Genomic DNA, 19246 nt, shown 5'->3' with positions numbered 1-19246 from the left:
ATTGCGCAAGCGTTGGGGGAGCGGTCACGGGGACCGTTCCCCCAACGCGAGGCCGGGGTTCAGACAGGCACTCAGAGGAATTCGACGAGGGGGAACGCCCGGTGGCGACGCGGCGGCGTGAGGAAGTTCTGGCGTCGTGTCGCCGTCAGGAACCGCTCCAGCCCGTTCTCGTCCTCCGGGACGCCGTGGGCCGCCGCCAGGTCGAGCGAGGCCTGGTTCCTGCGCATCGTGGCGAAGAAGTCGGCACTCGGGACGAACACCGTGAACTCCAGCTTGGGCTGGGAGGATCCGTCCGGTACGTCCATGGTGCGTAGCCGGGGCCGTCCATGCGAACGTGCAGCGGCCTGCCGTCGGCCGTGCGCGACGACCGCTGCAGACAGGAGAGGTGGCCGATCCGGCGCTCCCCGTCCGGAGTGCCCCGCCCCTGGGCGCTCAGCAGGGCGTCGTCGGTGCCCTGGAAGGTGTTCGGCAGGAACGCGGGGCCCCCGCCGTCGGTGATCTGGTCGGCGTTGCCCGGCGAGGGTGGCGGCGTGGAACGGAACATGTACTGGACGCGTTCCGTGAACGAGGCGTCGTCTCCCAGCACGCCGGCGTCGTCGACGTCGTAGAACTGCTGGAGATCCATGAGGACGTGCGACAGCTGCTGGACGGCGCCGTGGTCGAAGTAGGAGCCCGACTTCGCCGTGGTGAGGCCGCTGCCCCGGAAGGTGACGGCGTCGGCGGCAGCGGTTCCGGCGGTTTGCTGGTCGGCGAAGCCCATCCACATCGGCGAACGCGGGTTGACCATGAAGGCGTAGGACAGCGACGCCTCGTCCGCCAGCTTCCGGGGCAGGCCGATCTGGGTGAACATCGCCCGGGCGGAGGTGAAGGACAGGAGGTCGGTGAGGGGCGGTGAGGGCTGGGGGCGGCCGGCGAGGGTCTGACTCCTGCCGAGCCACCGGAGCAGGGCTTGGACCCTCGGCCGATGGCTCGGACGCCACGGTTCGCTGACGCAGGCCGCCCCGCCCTGCACGGCGAGGTCGGCGAAGCGCCGCTGACCGGTGGCCGACCACGGCCGCATGAGGAAGGCGTCGATGCCCGCGGGCCCGTTGCACCGCTGCGCGGCCGGCCGGAGCCGCGGTGCGCCGAAGGGTGGTCGGACGTCACCGAAAGTGACCGGCGTGTTCGCGCGCCGAAGGCCGAGGGATCTCCGGCCGAGGCTCGGTGCGCGGTGCGCACCCCCGGCCTAGGAGGACGTCCCGGGTTGGTCGGTGGTGGCGAGCAGGGCGTGTACGGCCGTCTCCATGGTGCTGGTTGCCGCTTCGGCGCTCAAGCCACTGCTGCGCCAGTGGTACCAAGCGCCCCAGGTCGTCACCGCGTCCAGTCCGTAGAGCACTTCCGTCCTGCGCGCGGCGGGCAGGCGTTCGAGTTCCGCCGCGAAGATCTCGGCCAGTCGCGCACGGGCCAGGTCCAGTACCTCGCGGGTGACCTCGGCAACGCGGCCCCCCGGTGTTTCCAGGCGCATCAGGGTCAGCTGGGCCGGCGTGATCCACTCCAGGATCCGGGCCCGCTGTTCCGTCAGGGCCGTCACCCGGGTATCGCGCGGCCCGGCGGTCGGAAGCGGCCTGATCTGCTCGATCAGCTGCTCCAGTCGGCGGGTGATGGCCGTCTCCACCAGCTCGGACATGTCGGCGAAGTGATGGAACACGAGGCGGCGGGACACGCCGGCACGCTCGGCGACCCGCTCTGCGGGGAAGCTGGATTCCCCCTCGTCGAGCAGGGACAGCACGGCCTCGGCGATCTTCACCCGGGACTGGCGGCCGCGCTCGGCGCGCCCGTCCAGGGTGCGCCCGTCCGGGGTGCGCCCGTCCGGGGTGCGCCCGTCCGGGGTGCGCCCGTCCGGGGTGCGCCCGTCCGGGGTGCGCCCGTCCGTGGTGCGACCGTCCGTGGTGCGGTCCTCGGACCGCGGCCGTCGGGCCGACTCGTTCACGGCGCCCCTCCCCACTTCGCTGGGTGCCATTGTCGCAAACGAACGGGAGCAACTCCCCCTGGCGGCGCCCGGACGCCCTTCCGGGAGCGGGTTGCGCGGGGGCCGGCGGAGCGGCCCGGGCCCGTCCTCGTACCCCGAGTGCAGGCCGTACGGGTGGCGGAGCGCGACCGTCCCGGGGAGCCGCACGGCGCGCCCGTTTGGTCCGATGCGCACGCATCTACGAATCGCGGGCCGGTGTTCGAAAGGCGGGCCGGCACCCCTCCGCTTCCGAAGGAGACCTCCCCACCATGCCCAGAAACCCGCGATGGCTCGTCGCCCTGGCGGCCGGAGCCGCCGTACTGAGCGCGGGCCCGGCCGTGGCGTCGGCAGCGCCGCCGGCCGCGGTCAACCCGGCCCCCTACTCCACCATCGTCGTCGACCGCAGCACCGTGGCACACGGCGAGAGCTTCACCGTGTCCGCCAGCCGCTACTGGCCGAACGAGGAGGTGTACGTACGGCTGATCCCGGAAGGTCGGGCCGACGAGACCCGCGCCGTGGAAGGGGTCGACGGGGACGGCGACCGGCGCGCCGGCAGGCGCATCGTCACCCTCGCGATCCTCCTGGCGAACGCCGACGGAGAGGTCTCCGGCACGGTCAGGGTCCCCGAGCGGCACGGCCGCCATCACCACCTCCGGGGCGAGTACCGCCTGGAGCTCGCCGGGCACGGCTCCCAGTTGTGGCAGTCGATCCCCTTCAGGGTGGTCGCGGCCGAGTTCGGCGGACACCACAAGCCCGGCCACGGCTCGGCCGAGAAGCCCGGTCCGGACCTCGGACGCGACCCCGGTCAGGGCTCCCACGGGGAGTCGGACACGAAGCCCCAGGTGGACGCGCCGGAGGGTGCGCCGGAGAAGTCCCCCGAGGACTGACACGGGCGCGCCGGCGTCCCCGGCCCCATCGGCAAGGCGCCAGCTAGGCCGGGCGTCGTATGACAGTCACTCAAAAGGGAGCAGAGCGGACGCGGATGACCCCACGGAGGGTAACGATGCCGCGACTGCTCTCTTCCTCCCCCTAGAAAGAGAAGCTCTTTGATGCGCTCTGATTTTCCTCGGCGCGGCCGTTCGGGGTCGCTGCCCGGTCGGCGGATCCTCCACGTCTGCGGGGCCTTCGTCGTGCTCACCGCGGCCGTGGCCGGGCTCGCGGGCACCGCGGAATCGGCCCCGGTGCGGACAGCGAGCTCCTCGGCCGTGGCGCAGGCGGACCCCGGACCGCCGAACAGGCTCTGTCCGCCCTGGGTGGACTGCGGTCCCCTTCTGACGGGCCCGTTGCACGGTCGGCCGCCGCCCCACGAGGACGGGCCGCCGCCCCACGAAGGTCACGACGGGCACAAGCCCGCGCACGTTGCCGAGATCGTCGGCGATCCCGTGACCGTGGCCCCCGGAGACGAGGGCACCGTGTTCGCCACGTGCCCGGCCGGGAGCACCCTCCTCAGCGGCGGATACCTGATGAGCGGCACGATGCAGGTCCTGCTCACCTCCCGGGCGGCGACCCCCGACACGTGGACCGTCACCGTCCTGAACTCCTCGACGGCGAGCGCCACCGTGGCGGCCGTCGCGCAATGCGCCCGCATTCCGGGCCCGTCCGCCCGCCCCTGAAGGGAATTTCATGCTCAGATCGGAAAGGGTCGTCAAGGCTCTGGGGGCCGGCGCATGCCTGCTCTCCGTCCTGGCGCTCTCCGCACCGACCGCCGCGGCCACGACCACCGACATCGACTGCGGCGAGATCCAGACCGGTGTGGTGTCCTGCCTGCTGCCGGACGGTGCGTCCTCGTACGACACCACGGCACTGCTGGCGGCCGCCCAGGCGGCGACGCAGACCTCGCTGTCCGCGACCACGCCCATGGTCATCACGGCCTACGGCGGTGCCGGGCGGTACGGCAGCAACGGTGGCGGCATCTACCGGGGCGGTGACGGCGGAAACGGTGGCAGGGCGCAGACCGTGACCTCGATCGCGAGCTTCCAGGGCGCGTTCGGACAGACCCTGTACTACTACGTCGGTCAACTCGGCGCGACGTCCGCCGGTGGCCGCGGTGGAGCCTCGACCCTGGTCTCCGGCGTGGACCTGACCACGCAGAGCCCGTGCATCGCGGGTTACGGCACGTGCACCACGACCAACCTCCTCGCCGATGCCGATGCCGATGCCGATGCCGATGCCGGCGGTGGCGGAGGCGGCGGCGAGGGCAATGCCAACGCGCCGACCAGTCGGCTCCACACCCGCTCGCCGGTCCGAACGTCCAACGCCGTGAGGTACCAGGCGTCGGGCATCGCAGCGCTGCCCGTGCGGCGGGCGGACCGCAGTTCGTCGGCGGTGGGGTGCGTGAAGGTGTACAGGAGGCCCGTCGCGAGGGAGACCTTGCTGACGACGCTGGGAACCCGTTCGCTGCTGTCGGACCAGGCCAGCGAACAGGTACGGGCGGCGTAGTCGACGTGGATCCGGGCCAAGCCGGGCTCGGTGTCCACCTGGCGCCCGCCGAGCATCCCCTTCAAGAGGGCGTGGTCCCCGACGACATAGCCGTAGTTGTTCTCCACGATGAGGTCACCGCCCACGGCGACGAGGCTGTTCTCGTCGGCACCCCTTCCCGGGGCGAAGACCGGCTGTTCGCACACCTTCTCGGGCCCGGCCTTCCCGCGCGCCATCACGAGCACCCTCATCCGGGGGTCGGCGTTGTCGGTGATGGCGACGTACCCTCCGCCCGGGCCGGCTGCCGGGCCGATGAGCGTGGGAGTGGTCCCGCTGCCCTGGCTGAGCTGGCCGGGCTTCTGCCGAGAACCCCGCTCGTACGGGGCCCGCCAGGTGAAGACGGGTCGGCCCTCGGCGGACGCGTCGAAGTCGAAGCGGTAGAGGGCGTGGTCGCTGACGACGAAGACGCCGCCGGACTCGTCGACCGCGAGGCTGTTGGCGATCGTCTCCCCGCGCAGTGCGTGGGTGGAGACCGCGCCGCTGGCCGGATCGAGGACGCCGACCACCCCACTGCCGGTCACGAACCACATCCTCCCCGACCAGTCGGGGAGGACGGACACGATGCCGCTGGTACCGATCACCGGCCCCAGGTCGTAGCGCGCCTGCGTCACGAGTGCGTCGCCCCGGACGGCCACGACCTGAACGGCGCCGTCCTTCGTGGGGACGACCGCACGGTCGAGCTGGTCGAGGTAGAAGTAGCCACCTCCGGAGACCTCCGTGGGACTGGTGCCGGCCGTCCCGGGCAGGGTGAGGGAGGACACCGCTGAGAGGTCGTGCGGATCGAGCAGCATCAGCCGGGGGGAGAGTCCCGGGGTCATGCAGACGGTGACGATCCGTCCCCGCGAGTCGAAGGTGACCGAGCCGCAGAGCCCGCCCTGCAGCCTGCTGCGCACGGCGAGATCGCGGCCGGTGGGGCCGGGCGCTTCGTGCGTGTCGCTCTGATAAGCGTCGCCGTGCACGTTGCTGGAGCCGTTGGCCGCCATGAACGGGTGCTGCGGGACCGGGGGGACGGCGACCGGTCGCGGTGCGACGGCGTGACCGGTGAACCGGGGCAGCGCGGCTCCGCGCGGATCCCCGGGTATGGACGGGGCGGGCAGGGCCACTGCTCCGGCCGGGGCGGCGGCGGTGAGGGGAGGTAACACGGCGGCGGCCACCATGAGGGCCAGGACACGGAGGAACGTGCGCATGCGGAGGCCTTTCATTCGCTGACCTGTGAGGACGCGGCGGGGGGCGTGAGCCCGCAGCAGATCGTCCGACATATTTGCACTGTCAGTGCAAGAATGATGATGCGGCAGAGGCTGACGGGCTGTCGAGGGCGGTAAGGCCCGCTGCCGCGCCCCGAACGGTGGCGTGCGGCTCGCGGCGTGCGCCCCGGGGGTGCGCCCCGGGGTGCGCCCTGCGGGTGCGTACTTGGGGTGTGACCTGCGGTTTCGTCGCCCGGCAGGCGCTCCTGGGGGCCTCCGTGCATGCTGGGAAAGCCGGGGAGCCGGAGTCGGCCGGAGACCGGTGTCAAAACGACGGGGGAGGGCCCCGAACCGCCGATCCCGCGAGCCGTACAAGGACGCCCCATGAGCCAAGCCATGCTTCGGCAGATCCTCGACTACTCAACCCGCGCCGACCCGTACCCGCTGTACGAGGGACTGCGCAAGACGCCGGTGTTCCGCGACGAGGACGGTCCGTACGTCGTCAGCACCTACTACGAGATACAGAGCCTGCTGCACGATCCGCGCATCAGTTCCGATCCCCGCAACCTGACGCTTCCGTCGAGCGATCCGCTGGCGCAGGAGGACGGCGGCGACTCGGCGCTGCCCCCGGTGTTCCTCAAGCTCGACCCGCCGGACCACGACCGGCTGCGCCGCATCACGAACCGGCCGTTCGGGCCGCCGCACTCGCCGCACAAGGTCCACGACATGCGCGGCGAGCTCGGCGACATCGTCTCCGACCTCATCGAGGGCATCGTCGACGCGGGTTCCCCGGAGCGGATCGACCTGGTCGACCAGTTCTCCTACCCCTTCCCGGTGACCGTGATCTGCCGGCTCCTGGGCGTGCCCCCCGAGGACGAGCCCCGCTTCCACGGCTGGGCCGACACCATCGCCGCCAGTCTGGACCCCGATCCGGACGCGGACGCCACCGAGAGGCCGAAGGCTGCCGCCGACGCGCAGATGGAGCTCGGCATGTACTTGGCCGGGCTGATCGAGGAGCGGCGCAAGGAGCCGGGCGAGGACATGCTGTCCCAGCTGGCGGCCGCCGGTCAGGATCCGGACGGGGGCATGAGCGCGCTGGAGGCCATCAGTACGGCGGCGCTGCTGCTGATCGCGGGCCACGAAACGACGGTCAACCTGATCACGAACGGCATGCTGACCCTCCTGCGCCACCCGGACGTGCTCCAGCGACTGCGCGAGGACCCGCAGCTGTCCGTCCCGATCGTCGAGGAACTGCTGCGGTACGAACCCCCCGTGCAGCTCCTGCCGCGGCGCAGCACGATCGACGACATCGAGGTGGCCAGGGTCAACATCCCCAAGGGCGCCACGGTCTCGCTGATCCTGGCCTCCGGGAACCGCGACCCGAAGCGGTTCGAGCACGCGGACCGCTTCGACCCCGACCGCGGGGACATCCAACACCTCGGCCTCGGCAGCGGGATCCACAGCTGCTTCGGTGCCCCGCTGGCGCGCCTGGAGGCCCAGCTGGCCCTGAGCGAGTTGGCCCGCCGGCTGGAGAATCCGCGGCTGCTGGAGGACCCGCCCCCGTACCGCCAGAACGCGGTGCTGCGTGGCCCGCGCCACCTGCCCATCGCCTGCGACGGCATCCGCCCCTGATTCCGGGGGCCCCGGCGCACCACTGCACGACCTGGCCCGCCCGCCGCACGGTCCGTCAGACCGGTGCGGCGGGCGGACGCACGGCCGGTGAAGTGGTTGGCCGCGCCGAGATGTCCGGGGGGCTGCGTACGACCCGGGAGCCGCATCGTCGGATCGGGGCGAGAGGAGCAGCATGCTGGAAGCGCACAGCATCTCCACAAGGTTTATCGAAAGGTGATAACTTCCCGCAACGCGTCTCGGCGCATCCAAGAATCCGGAAGATCTCCTTCCGACGGGTTCATGACAGGTCAAGTCCTGGCTGCCACCCCCAGATCCCCACGACAGCAACGAGGCACGGCTGAGGCGCAACAGCAGCAACCGGAGTCTTCATGAGGCACGATCGACGCATCAACCCGCCCATACGGCTAGGAGATTGACGATAGCGATGCCCCGCGGTCGGCTTCCTGCCTTCCGCGGGGCAGGCCTCACCCCGGCATGAACGAGGAAAACGATGTGCGAACTCCTGAACCGCATCTGGTCCCGCCCCCGAGGCGAGTGGACCCGCATCCTGCGCAGGGAGCTGCCCGTGCTGGCCGACGAGATAGTGAAGGAGCTCCTGCACGGAACTCCCGCCTTCACGGCACTCGTCGACGACTACGAGACCATCGACGACGAATCGCTCAGGCAGTTGGTGGAGAACGCGCTGTGCAACTTTCTCGGCTACCCGCAATCCGATGACCGGAAGCCGAGCGACGGCCGCCCCCGTCCCCAGCGGGCGAGCGATGACGGACATGACGGCAGACAGGAGGAAAAACCCGGGTTCACCCGGGAAGTGAAGCGGAACACCGGCCTCGTGCCCACGCAGCGCGACCGCCGCAGCGCCACCGTCGCCACCGTCGCCGCGACGAACACCACCACGGACGCCGCTACGGACCGGTACGCGACTGCCGCACCGCCCGACCGGGCGCGCGAAGAACTGTTCAAGGCGCTCACCGACGCCAGGGCTGCCTCGGGGCAGTCCCTCACCGAGCTGGCCGAAGCGGCCGGCTGGCCGCTGCCACCGGCCGTACGGGGCGTCGTACTGGCGACCCCCGGCGAGGCGCAGCAACTGGCGGCCGTACTGGACGACTCTCTCGCCGGCGTCTTCGCGGGCCAGCCCTGCCTGCTGGTCCCGAGCGTGGACCCCGACCCCCGCGCCGTACTGGAACTCCCGCTGCGCGGCCGCTTCGCCGCCGTGGGCCACGCGGTTCCCCCGACGGACACGGCGTCCTCACTGCGTTGGGCCCTGCGCCTGCTCGCCCTCACCCCGGCCCGCCCCGGTGCCGAGACCCGGCCGGTCTTCGTCGACGACCACCTCTCCACGCTGCTCCTCCTCCAGGACCAGCCGCTGGCCCATGCGTTGGCCGCCCATTGGCTGCGGCCCTTGGCCGGCTTGACCCCACGCCAGAGCGAGCGGCTGGAGGAGACCCTCCTCGCCTGGTTCGAAGGCGGTGGCGCCCCGGAGGCCGCGAAGGCCTTGAGCGTGCATCCCCAGACCGTGCGGTACCGCATGCGGCAGCTGGAGAAGCTCTTCGGGCCGGGGCTGCGCGACCCCCGTACCCGTTTCGAGCTGGAGATGGCTCTGCGCACCCGCCGGTTGATGGCGCAGGTGCGACTCCAGCACTCCCGGATGGGCCGCAGAACGGGCCGGGCCATCACGACGAACTTCCCGCCGCTCGTCGCGGAGAGGATGGCCCGGGTCAACGGTCTGTGACCCGAGCAGCCCGGACCGGCCCGGCCGCCCCTCCACGGGGCGCCCGGGCCGCGTAGGGAAGGACGAGCGGCGTGAACATCGGCGGGGCGATCGCAGCGATCGGGGACGCGCACGCCCCGCCGGGTCTGGGCGCTGCTCACACCCACCCGTTCGGGTGATGGCCGCCGTGCGGAACTCATCGAACCCGCCGGAGGATCCCCACGGCCCACCGCCGCCCCCGTGTTCCCGATGACGCCGTCCACCTCAAGAAACGGCCCTCGGGCAGACGGTGGCGCGCACGTGGAGACCGGCGGACGGGCACGGGCGGGGCGGTCCGTTCCGGTAGCCTGCCGGCGTAAGCCAGCAGGTGCGGGCCGAGAGCCCGGTGGGATGGAGATCGGCGATGGCCCTTCGATACGACTGCTCCACGGCTTCGGGCCGGACCGACGGGCTGAGCACGGCCGCCCGGGCGGTACGCCGGGGCGAGCTCGTGGTGCTCCCGACGGACACCGTCTACGGCATCGGTGCGGACGCCTTCGACCCGGACGCGGTGGACAGACTGCTGGGAGCCAAGGGCCGGGACCGTGCGATGCCTTCGCCCGTGCTGGTCGCCTCCCCGGACGCCCTGCACGACCTGGTCGCCGAATTCCCCAAGCAGGGGTGGGCCCTGGTGGAGGCGTTCTGGCCGGGCGGGCTGACCCTGGTCGCCCGCCACCTGACCTCGCTGACCTGGGACCTCGGGGAGACCCACGGCACGGTCGCGGTCCGGATGCCGTCCCACCCCGTGGCGCTCGAGCTGCTCGCCGAGACCGGACCGATGGCGGTCTCCAGTGCCAACCTGACCGGCCGCCCCTCTCCGCAGGACTGCGACGCCGCACAGGACATGCTGGGCGACTCCGTCGCCGTCTACCTCGACGGCGGGCGCACCGAGGCCGCCGTCGCCTCCTCCATCGTGGACCTCACCGGCCCGGTACCGGTCCTCAGGCGTGCCGGCGCCATCAGCGCCCACGCCTTGCGCGGCGTCGTGCCCGACCTGCTGGAGCCGTGACCCCCGCAGGTGACACCGCGGACCATCGGCACCCAGCGGGGCGGCCGCCGCACCCCCGCTCCTTCGACGGACCCCGCAGTGTGGAGCTCCGGGCGGGGCCGTAGCCTGCGGTCATGAGTACCTTGCCGACACCGACTCCGTCCGAGGCCTTCGAGCTGCTGCTGGCCGGCAACCGGCGTTTCACCGCGGGCGCTCCCGAGCACCCGAACCAGGACGCCGCCCGCCGCACCGAGACCGCACCGGCCCAGAGCCCCTTCGCCGTGTTCTTCGGCTGCTCCGATTCGCGGCTGGCCGCCGAAATCATCTTCGACCGCGGGCTCGGTGACCTGTTCGTCGTCCGCACCGCTGGCCACGTCGCGGGGCCCGAGGTCCTGGGCAGCATCGAGTACGCCGTGAGCGTGCTGGACAGCCCGCTGGTCGTGGTGCTGGGACACGACAAGTGCGGCGCGGTCGCCGCGACCCGCGCCGCCCTGACCGACGGCGTCAGCGCCACCGGCTACGTGCGCGACGTCATCGAACGCGTCACCCCCAGCGTGCTGGCCGCCCGTGCCGCCGGACTCACCGACGAGGACGACATCATCGCCGAGCACATACGGCACACCGTCGACCTCCTCCTGGACCGCTCCCGCGTCCTCGCCGACCAGGTCGCGGCAGGGCGCACCGCCGTGGTGGGCCTGTCCTACCGGCTGGCCGACGGCAGCGCCCGGGTCGTCACCACCCGCGGCCTCCCGAGCGAGGTGTCGGTCTGACCGCCCGGTGACGGGTCTGCCCCGTACGACGGCAACATCCGGGCAGGCGGGGAAGGGCGGGGCGGTCAGGTCGGCTCGCCCGGCCCGTCGGCGGGCGCGTGGGGTCGTACGTGCGCGATGACGAGGGCGACGTCGTCGGCCGCGTCGTGGTGCCTCAGTGCGGCCAGGAGCCGGTCGCAGGTCGCCTCCGGCGGGAGGTCGGGATCGGCGAGCAGGCGCAGGAGCAGGTCGAGGCGGTCGTCCAGGGCGTCGTCGCGGGTTTCGACGAGGCCGTCGGTGTACAGGACCAAGCGGTCCCCGGGGCGCAGGTCGAGGACGGTGTTCTCGAAGTCGGTGCGGCCGAGACCTCCGGTGCCGAGCGGCACGCCGGCGGGGAGGGCGAGGAGACGGGGGGCCTGCCCCGACCGGATGACGACGGGGGGCGGGTGGCCGGCGAGGGCGACGCGGCAGCGGGAGCGGTGCGGATCCCAGGTGGCGTACACGCACGTCGCGATGGTCCCGTCCAGTTCGGCGGTGATGTGGTCGAGGTGGCGCAGCACCCGGGCCGGGTCGAGGCCGAGATCCGCCAGGGTACGGGTGGCCGTGCGCAGCTGTCCCATGGTGGCGGCGGCATGGACACCGTGTCCCATGACGTCGCCGACCACGAGGGCGGTCTTGTCCCGTGGCTGGGGGATCGCGTCGAACCAGTCGCCGCCGATGCCGCTGGCCGCTGCCGCGGGCTGGTAGCGGTAGGCGATCTGCAGGCCGGCGGACCGGGGCGGGGGTTGGGGGAGGAGGTGGCGCTGGAGGGTCAGGGCCGTGTCGGTGGCGTGCTGGTACCACCGGGCGTTGTCGATGGCGATGGCGGCGCGGGTGGCCAGCTCACCGGCCAGGGCGACGTCGTCGTGGTCGAAGGGGAGCGGATTGCGGGTGCGCAGCAGGCCGAGGGCGCCGAGGACCTGACCCCGGGCGGTCAGCGGTACGGCCAGGTAGGAGTGCGCACCCTCGTGGGCGAGGAGGTCCGCTCCGGCCGCGTCCCGCGCGATGTGCGCGAGGTCCGCGCCGGTGACGTGCGAGACCAGGACGGGACGCCCGGTGCTCACGCAGCGGGTGACCAGGCGTTCGGCCGGATACGTGATGCGCTCGCCCACCGGGTCGGTGGCGCGGACGGAGGGCGTTTCGTAGGCCGTCGCCACCGCCAGGGCCATGAAGAGGGCCTGCCCCGTCCGGGGGCCGGGCGCCGTGGCGACGCTGCCCTCCAGCACGGAGTCGAGGACGTCGACCGAGGCGATGTCGGCCAGGTCGGCCACGACGAGGTGGGCGAGCTCGCGGGCCGTGCGCTCCAGGTCCAGGGTGGTTCCGACGGTCACCGACGCCCGGGCGATGACGTCGAGGCGCCTACGGGCTTCGGCGGCCTCCTTGGCCGCGCGGTAGCTGTCGGTGACGTCCACCACCATGAGGGCAACACCGATCACCCGACCGCGCGGGTCCTCCAGCCGGTAGTAGGAGCCCGACCAGGCGTGCTCCTGGTCCGGGTCGGCGGGAGTGCGCCCGATGCCGTACTGGTCCAGGAGCGGTACGCCCGTGTCCAGGACCTGGCGCATGGCTCCCTCGATCGCGTCCGTGTCCAGGAACGGCAGGGCCTCACCGGGTGTACGGCCCAGGTGTCTGTCGGCGGGCAGGCCGTTGATCCGCTGTAGCGTCGGGTTGACCAGGACGTAGCGCAGGTCGGTGTCGAGTACCGCCAGACCGAGCGGGGACTGCGCCACCAGGGGCACCGACAGGGCCAGGTCGCGCTCCACGCCCCGCAGCACGGCCTCGTCACAGGCGATCCCCAGGGCGTACACGCCGCCCTGTTCGTCCTGCAGCCGCATGTTGCGGAACTCCACCAGCCGGGTGGAGCCGTCCTTGCGCCGTACGGGGAACACGCCCGCCCAGGCGCCGCCACCGGCCATGACCTTGCCGAACAGTTCGAGGACCAGGTCCACGTACTCTTCGACGACCAGCAGTTTCGCCGCGTAGCTGCCGAGCGCCTCCTCGGCCGACCAGCCGAACAGGTCCTGTGCCTGGGGGCTCCACAACGTGATCCGCCCGTCGGTGTCCAGGACCACCGCGGCCACGCTCAGGACGTCCAGCAGTCCGCCGGGCTCGGAGGGAACCACTTTCGCCGGGCCGGGCCCGGCCCGGAACGTCTCGGACACGACCACGACCGGACCTCCTCGTTCACCCCGTGCGGCGGGCACGGGACCCGATGGTCCGGTCCCCGGCCTGCCCCGCGGCTTTCATCTCATCCTCCTCCCGTCCCGTGCGGGCGGCACTCCTCGTCCCCGCGCACCACCCAGAATCGCACCTGTGGCCCATTTGGTCTAAGAAACTGGCATGTGCCGGGAACATCACCTTGCCTTTCCCGTACGCGCCGATCAGCCGCTCCCCCGATCAGCCGGAGGTTCTCGTGACCGCCCGCTGCGGTGGGCCCACGGCCGGTAGGGTCCGGCCATGTCCACGCACGAACGTGAGATCGTCGCGCCCGTCGACCTGTGCCGCGCCGACGGAAGGATCGCCCCGGCCGCGATCGGCTGGTCGCGCCGACCGCTGCACCGCTGCCGGATTCCCGGCTGGGGGCGGACGAAGCGGTGGGAGTACTGGTGCGTCACCACTCCCACGCACCTGGTGGCCCTGACCGTGAGCGACCTCGACTACCTGGCCCTGAACTCGGTGTACGTCCTCGAGTACGGTGCGGAGGCAAGGGAAATCGAGCGCACCGCGATCCTGCCCGGCGGATTCGGCGTCCGCCTCCCCGACACCATCGCCGGAGCTCCGGATCCGGGGTCCGCGCCGCTCGTGGTCGGACCGCCGCGGCCGGCCGGGAGCCGGGTGCGGATCGAGATCCACGGCGAGGGCTCCGGCACCCGCCTGCGGGCGCGCTGTCTGAGTCCGCAGGGCCTCCCGGTGGAGGTCGACCTCCTCGTCGAGATGCCCGCCGGGCACGAGACCCTCTCCGTGGTGGTCCCCTGGGGCGAACGCCGCTTCCAGTACACCTCCAAGCACACGGCCCGGCCCGCGTCCGGCACGGTGCGCATCGGCGACGACCTGCTGGCGTTCGGCGACGACGCCTGGGGCACCCTCGACCACGGGCGCGGCCGGTGGCCCCGCTCGGTGGTGTGGAACTGGGGCGCGGCGTCCGGGCGTACGGACGGCCGTACCGTCGGGCTGCAGTTCGGGGGCCGCTGGACCCGCGGCACCGGAGCGACCGAGAACGCGGTGTGCGTGGACGGTCGGATCAGCAAGATCGGCCAGGAGCTGGAGTGGCACTGGTCCCGGGACGACCACCTGGCGCCGTGGTCGATCCGCAGCCCCGGATCGGACCGGGTGGACCTGGTGTTCACCCCGTTCCACAACCGGTCCACCCGCACCGACATCGGGCTCCTCGCCAACCGCACGGACCAGTGTTTCGGCCACTACACGGGCTCGATCCGCACGGACGACGGCGAACGGATCGCGGTGGACCGGCTGCTGGGATGGGCCGAGGACGTCCGCATGCGCTGGTAGGCCGCCACACCGCAGGCCGTGCCCGGGCGGGTGGACCGGCCTGCCGTGCGGCGTCCACGTCGTACGGCGTACGGGGGTGGGGTCCGGTTCGGCGGGACGGTGCAGCGGGCCCGGCATACGCTGGTTCGGGGGGCCGAGAGCCGGGCGGCGACGCATGCCGGAAGGGACGCCCTGATGGACGAGTACCCGCTGATCGAGAACCACGGCCTGATAGGTGATCTGCAGACCGCGGCGCTGGTGACCTCCGACGGGGTGGTCGACTGGTTCTGCTGCCCGCGCTTCGATTCGCCCAGCGTGTTCGGCGCCTTGCTGGACAAGGGGAAGGGCGGCCACTGCGCGGTCCGACCGGCCCACGCGACGTACGCGACCAAGCAGTTGTACCTGCCCGACACCGCGGTCCTGGTGACCCGCTTCATGACCGAGGCCGGCGCCGGCGAGGTGGTCGACTTCATGCCGCTGACCGGAGCCACGGTCACGGCCCGGCACCGGCTCGTCCGCATGGTCCGCTGCGTGCGCGGCTCCATGACCTTCGACGTCGACATCGCGCCCCGGTTCGACTACGGGCGCAAGTCGCACGACTTGAACCTCACGCAGAACGGGGCGGTGTTCACCGCCGACGGCGCGACCCTGACCGTGCACACCATTCGGGAACCGGAGGACGAGCGGCTGGGCCAGCTCCTCAGCGCCGGCGAGCGCGACGTGCACCTCACCCTGCGCCTCACGGCGGGGCAGCAGCGCGGGCTGATCCTGGAGTCGGCCGCCGACGGGCCGCCCCGGCAGATCAGGCTCGCCGAGTACGAGGAGCTGTTCCAGTCCACCATCCGCTACTGGCGCAGCTGGCTGAGCACCTCCCGGTACACCGGCCGCTGGCGCGAGGCGGTGGAGCGCTCCGCCGTGACACTGAAGCTGATGACCTACGCCCCCACCGGCGCCGTCGTCGCCGCCCCCACTGCCGGACTGCCCGAGCAGCTGGGCGGCGAACGCAACTGGGACTACCGCTACACCTGGATCCGGGACGCCTCCTTCTCCGTGTACGCCCTGCTCGGCATGGGCTTCACGGAGGAGGCGAAGGCCTTCATCGGATGGCTCGACGACCGCATCAAGGAACGGGCGGGCGGCGACAGCGAATCGGGGCCGCTGAACATCATGTACGCGGTCGACGGCTCCTCCGACCTGAAGGAGGAGACCCTGGACCACTGGGAGGGCTACGAACGCTCCGCCCCGGTCCGGATCGGCAACGGGGCGGCCACCCAGCTCCAGATGGACATCTACGGCGAGGCGCTGGACAGCATCTCCTTCGCCCACGGACACGACATCCACCTCGGCTACCACGGTTGGACCGGCATGGTCCACGTCCTGGACTGGCTGGCCGACCACTGGGACCAGGCCGACGAGGGCCTGTGGGAGACCCGCGGCGGGGCCCAGGACTTCACCTACGGCAGGGTGATGTCATGGGTGGCCTTCGACCGCGCGCTGCGGCTCGCGGCGGCCGGCGGCCGACCCGCACCCATGCAGCGCTGGAACACCACCCGGGACCGGATCTTCCAACAGGTCATGGAGAAGGGGTGGAACGAGGGCCGCGGCGCCTTCGTCCAGCACTACGGCAGCGAGGTGTTCGACTCCTCGCTCCTGCGCATGCCGACCGTGGGCTTCCTCACCCCCCAGGACCCGATGTGGGCCTCGACCCTCGACGCGATGGAACAGGAACTGGTCAGCGACAGCCTGGTGTACCGCTACAACCCGGAAGCGTCCCCGGACGGCCTGCGCGGCTCCGAGGGCACCTTCTCGCTGTGCACCTTCATGTACGTCGACGCACTCGCCCGGGCCGGGCGGATCGACCAGGCCCGGCTCGTCCTGGAGAAGATGCTGGGCTACGCCAACCACCTGGGCCTCTACTCCGAGGAGATCGACCTGACCGGGCGCCAACTGGGCAACTTCCCGCAGGCGTTCACCCACCTTGCCCTGATCGACGCGGCGATCACCCTCGACGCGGCCCTGAACCGCGGCTCCACCCCGTAGGGTGCCCGTCCGCTCACGCCCGGGGTGCGGCCCTCTCCAGGTCGTCGACGCTGCCCGACATGACGGTCCGGACGTGTTCGGTCAGGTGTGCCGCCGGCCAGTCCCACCAGGCGATCGACAGCAGGCGGGCGATGTCGTCGTCGCTGTGGCGGGTGCGGATGAGCCGGGCCGGGTTGCCGCCGACGACGGCGTAGTCGGGGACGTCGTCCAGCGGCGACGTCAGCAGCGGCTTCAGCAGCACCACGCGCGGCTGCTCCGGGAACGGGTGGAGCACGGTCGGGTCCGCGGGAAGACGGTTCACGGCGGTCGCTTTCGGTACGGCAACGGCTGGCGGGGGTTCCATTCTGCGCGTGCCGTAAGGGGTTTCGGCGTTCCGGGCGCGCCGACGGGCCCCCGGAACCCGCGGCGCGTCAGGCCTCGGGTTCCGGCCCGCCGCCCCGGCGCAGGTCGGCGTCGGAGAGGGGTTCCAGGTCGCCGCGGGTGTCGAGCCGGTACAGGAAGGCCACGGCGGGGAAGACCAGGACCGCGGCCACCACGGTCACGACGATCAGCCAGTGCAGGGTGCTGGGCGCTCCCGCCGCCTCGGCCACCGTCAGCCGGCCGGGAATGAGGTACGGGCGCTGCGCCGCGCCCCACGCGATCACGGACGAGGCCATGAGGACGACGGCCGCCGGCCGGGACCACGCCCCGGAGGTGCGCAGCAGCAGCCATGCCGTGACGACGGTGGCCAGTACGGCCACGACGAGGAGGACGAGCCCGGCGCCATGGGTGAGGCCGTGCCACAGGTGGGGGGCGTCGGCATGGGCGACGATCAGGGTGACCGCCCCCAACACGGCGAAGGCGGCGAGGACCACCAGCGCCCGCCGCCGGAAGTAGGCGTGCAGGTCGGGGGCTTCGTAGCGGACGGCGTCCGCGGCCAGGAACACCGCCCCGAGCAGCGCCGTGCCGACGACGGCCAGCAGGCCGAAGAAGACGGAGGTCGGATTGAACCAGGCGTGCGCCGTCGGCTCGGTGCCCGGCCCCACGCGCCCCGACGCGATCCCGCCGGCGGCGGCACCGAGGAAGAACGGGGTCAGGAGCGAGGAGATGGCGAACACGGCGCCGTAGACGCGCCGTCCGGCGATCTTGCGGGTCGGCTTGCGCAGCGCGAAGCCGGCGCCGCGCAGCACGATGCCGATCGCGGCGAGGGCCAGGGGCAGCCACATCGCGGAGAACACGGTCTGGAAGAACTCCGGGAACCCGGTCCACATGATGACCAGGACGAAGATGAGCCAGACGTTGTTGACCTCCCACACCGGGGCCATGGCGTGGTCGATCAGCCACCGGGGGCGCTTCCCGCGTTCCGCGCCGCCCGCCGTCAGGTCCCAGAAGCCCGCCCCGTAATCGGTGCCGCCCGCGCAGGTGTAGGCGGCCACCGCGAGGAGCAGGACGGCGGCGATCACACCGGCGGCGGTCACGGCGTGCCGTCCTCGGTCGATGCCGCGACGGCGGAGCGGGGGCCGTACGGAGTATCGGTCTCCGGTGTCGCCGTCGTGCCCGCCCCACGGCTCCGTTCGTCGTCCAGCCGCCATCGGGTGCGCATCTTCAGGAGCACGGCCAGGAAGGATCCGAAGATGAGCACGTACACGACGACGACCACGGCGAACATGGTCCACAAGGAGTCGGCGCGGGCTCCGGTCACCGCTTCGGCGACCCGCATGTTCTCGTAGACGATCCACGGCTGGCGGCCCACCTCGGTGGTGATCCAGCCGCATTCGACGGCGATGACGCTGGCCACGCCTGCGCAGGCGGCGCTGCGGTAGAACCACGGCGAGGCGGGCAGCCGGCGGCGGCGCCACCAGACGAACGCGTACCAGAGGACCAGCAGCAACAGCACCGAGCCGATGCCCACCATGATGTCGAAGGTCCAATGGATGAGGGTGGCCTGGGTGACGGTGGGCCGGTTCTCCGCCGGTACGGACGTCAGTCCGTGCACCTCGGTGTCCGGGGTGAACCCGGCCAGGATGGAGTCGAGTTGCGGAATCTTGATGCCGCCGGTGACGGTCCCGTCGGGGTGCAGGCGGCCGAAGAGGTACTCCGGGACGTGTGTGTCGGTGTTCCAGACGATCTCCATCGCCGCGAACTTCACCGGCTGCTTCTGGAACACCGCCCGGGCGATGGCGTCGCCCAGCACGAACTGGACGGGAGTGAACACGGCCGCGACCGTGAACGGAACGGTGAAGCCGAGCCGGTGGTAGCGGTCGCGGCGCCCGCGCAGCCACCCGACCGCGTAGACACCGGCCACGACGTATCCGGCGGTGAGCAGCATCGCCACGACGAAGTGCCAGTACTGCGGCCCGAACATCGGCGTGAAGATCGCCTTCCAGACGTCCACGTCGACGGGATTGCCCTCGGAGTCGAGGGAGAACCCCCGCGGGGTGTTCATCCAGGAGTTGGCCGCCAGGATGCCGAAGGCGCCCAGCAGGGCCGTCGCCGGCAGCGGCAGTCCGAGGAGGAAGTGGGTACGGGCGGGCAGCCGGCGCCACCCGTAGAGGTAGATGGCGATGAGGACGGCCTCCAGGAAGAAGGCCCACGCCTCGACGCCGAAGCCGATCCCGAACACATCGCCCCACCGGCCCATCAGCCCCGGCCACAGCAGGCCGAACTCGAAGGACAGGACGGTGCCCGTGACGACGCCGATGGCGAACTGCACCGCCATGACCGCCGACCAGCGGCGCGCCAGCAGGAGGGCGGTGGCATCGCCGCGGCGCAGGCCGTAGCCGTGCATGATCAGGGTGATCAGCGGCAGCGCCACGCCCATGGGCACCAGGATGATGTGCGTGGCGAGGGTGAAGGCCATGAGCGAGCGGGCCGGCAGCATCTGAGGCGGAGCCTCTGCCAGCAGGTGGAGCGTGGTGTGCATGCGTCCCT

General features: G+C 71.9%; 15 protein-coding genes. 8 read left to right on the top strand and 7 right to left on the bottom strand.

What is annotated here, in order from left to right:
• Positions 1-145 precede the first annotated feature (145 nt).
• Both OG207_RS04345 and OG207_RS04340 read right to left on the bottom strand, forming a co-directional pair.
• A complete protein-coding gene (locus OG207_RS04345; RefSeq protein ID WP_329096050.1) occupies positions 146-1060 on the bottom strand; it encodes a DUF7405 family protein in 915 nt (304 codons plus the stop codon).
• Positions 1061-1225: 165 nt separating this feature from the next.
• Positions 1226-1969: a TetR/AcrR family transcriptional regulator gene (locus OG207_RS04340; RefSeq protein ID WP_329096048.1), complete on the bottom strand. Its 744-nt coding sequence runs from the start codon at positions 1967-1969 to the stop codon at positions 1226-1228.
• A 287-nt stretch (positions 1970-2256) separates the two neighbouring features.
• Between OG207_RS04340 and OG207_RS04335 the strand changes: the two genes are divergently transcribed.
• Entirely contained in the window at positions 2257-2874 is a 618-nt protein-coding gene (locus OG207_RS04335; RefSeq protein WP_329096046.1) for a hypothetical protein, read from the top strand.
• A 162-nt stretch (positions 2875-3036) separates the two neighbouring features.
• Positions 3037-3600 (top strand): hypothetical protein, encoded by a 564-nt coding sequence (locus tag OG207_RS04330; protein WP_329096045.1) that lies wholly within the window; start codon positions 3037-3039, stop codon positions 3598-3600.
• A gap of 495 nt (positions 3601-4095) precedes the next feature.
• Here the strand turns inward: OG207_RS04330 and OG207_RS04325 are convergent, their stop codons facing one another.
• The gene (locus tag OG207_RS04325; protein ID WP_329096043.1) at positions 4096-5652 is read right to left on the bottom strand and encodes a hypothetical protein; all 1557 of its coding nucleotides are present in this window, start codon (positions 5650-5652) and stop codon (positions 4096-4098) included.
• A gap of 381 nt (positions 5653-6033) precedes the next feature.
• On the opposite strand from OG207_RS04325, the gene OG207_RS04320 reads away from it, so the two are divergent.
• The 4 genes from OG207_RS04320 (at position 6034) to OG207_RS04305 (ending at position 10789) form a co-directional block, all read left to right on the top strand.
• Complete coding sequence (locus OG207_RS04320) at positions 6034-7281, top strand: cytochrome P450 (protein WP_329096041.1); 1248 nt, start codon at positions 6034-6036, stop codon at positions 7279-7281.
• A gap of 490 nt (positions 7282-7771) precedes the next feature.
• Positions 7772-9013, top strand: a complete 1242-nt coding sequence (locus OG207_RS04315; RefSeq protein ID WP_329096039.1) for a PucR family transcriptional regulator — start codon at positions 7772-7774, stop codon at positions 9011-9013.
• Between the two features lie 382 nt (positions 9014-9395).
• The gene (locus tag OG207_RS04310; RefSeq protein ID WP_329096037.1) at positions 9396-10040 is read left to right on the top strand and encodes an L-threonylcarbamoyladenylate synthase; all 645 of its coding nucleotides are present in this window, start codon (positions 9396-9398) and stop codon (positions 10038-10040) included.
• A gap of 113 nt (positions 10041-10153) precedes the next feature.
• On the top strand, positions 10154-10789 hold the full coding sequence (locus OG207_RS04305) for a carbonic anhydrase (RefSeq protein WP_329096035.1): 636 nt from the start codon (positions 10154-10156) through the stop codon (positions 10787-10789).
• Positions 10790-10854: 65 nt separating this feature from the next.
• Here OG207_RS04305 and OG207_RS04300 read toward each other — a convergent pair whose 3' ends face one another.
• Positions 10855-12975: a SpoIIE family protein phosphatase gene (locus tag OG207_RS04300; RefSeq protein WP_443072655.1), complete on the bottom strand. Its 2121-nt coding sequence runs from the start codon at positions 12973-12975 to the stop codon at positions 10855-10857.
• A 289-nt stretch (positions 12976-13264) separates the two neighbouring features.
• On the opposite strand from OG207_RS04300, the gene OG207_RS04295 reads away from it, so the two are divergent.
• Both OG207_RS04295 and OG207_RS04290 read left to right on the top strand, forming a co-directional pair.
• Positions 13265-14317, top strand: coding sequence for a DUF2804 domain-containing protein (locus tag OG207_RS04295; RefSeq protein ID WP_329096031.1), 1053 nt, complete (start codon positions 13265-13267; stop codon positions 14315-14317).
• Between the two features lie 174 nt (positions 14318-14491).
• The gene (locus OG207_RS04290) at positions 14492-16336 is read left to right on the top strand and encodes a glycoside hydrolase family 15 protein (protein WP_329096029.1); all 1845 of its coding nucleotides are present in this window, start codon (positions 14492-14494) and stop codon (positions 16334-16336) included.
• 13 nt (positions 16337-16349) lie between these two features.
• Here the strand turns inward: OG207_RS04290 and OG207_RS04285 are convergent, their stop codons facing one another.
• From OG207_RS04285 to OG207_RS04275, 3 genes are all read right to left on the bottom strand, one after another.
• Positions 16350-16637, bottom strand: a complete 288-nt coding sequence (locus OG207_RS04285) for a hypothetical protein (RefSeq protein ID WP_402694393.1) — start codon at positions 16635-16637, stop codon at positions 16350-16352.
• Between the two features lie 109 nt (positions 16638-16746).
• The gene (locus OG207_RS04280; protein ID WP_329096025.1) at positions 16747-17793 is read right to left on the bottom strand and encodes a cytochrome d ubiquinol oxidase subunit II; all 1047 of its coding nucleotides are present in this window, start codon (positions 17791-17793) and stop codon (positions 16747-16749) included.
• Positions 17790-19238 carry a cytochrome ubiquinol oxidase subunit I gene (locus OG207_RS04275; RefSeq protein ID WP_329096023.1) on the bottom strand — a complete coding sequence of 483 codons (1449 nt, stop codon included), beginning with the start codon at positions 19236-19238 and terminating at the stop codon, positions 17790-17792. The genes OG207_RS04280 and OG207_RS04275 overlap by 4 nt, the downstream gene beginning before the upstream one ends.
• Between the last annotated feature and the right edge of the window lie 8 nt (positions 19239-19246).

The organism is Streptomyces sp. NBC_01439 (assembly GCF_036227605.1).
GTDB lineage: Bacteria > Actinomycetota > Actinomycetes > Streptomycetales > Streptomycetaceae > Streptomyces.
The sequence above is the reverse complement of the archived record's forward strand: the minus strand, read 5'-3'. Positions and strand labels throughout refer to the sequence as shown.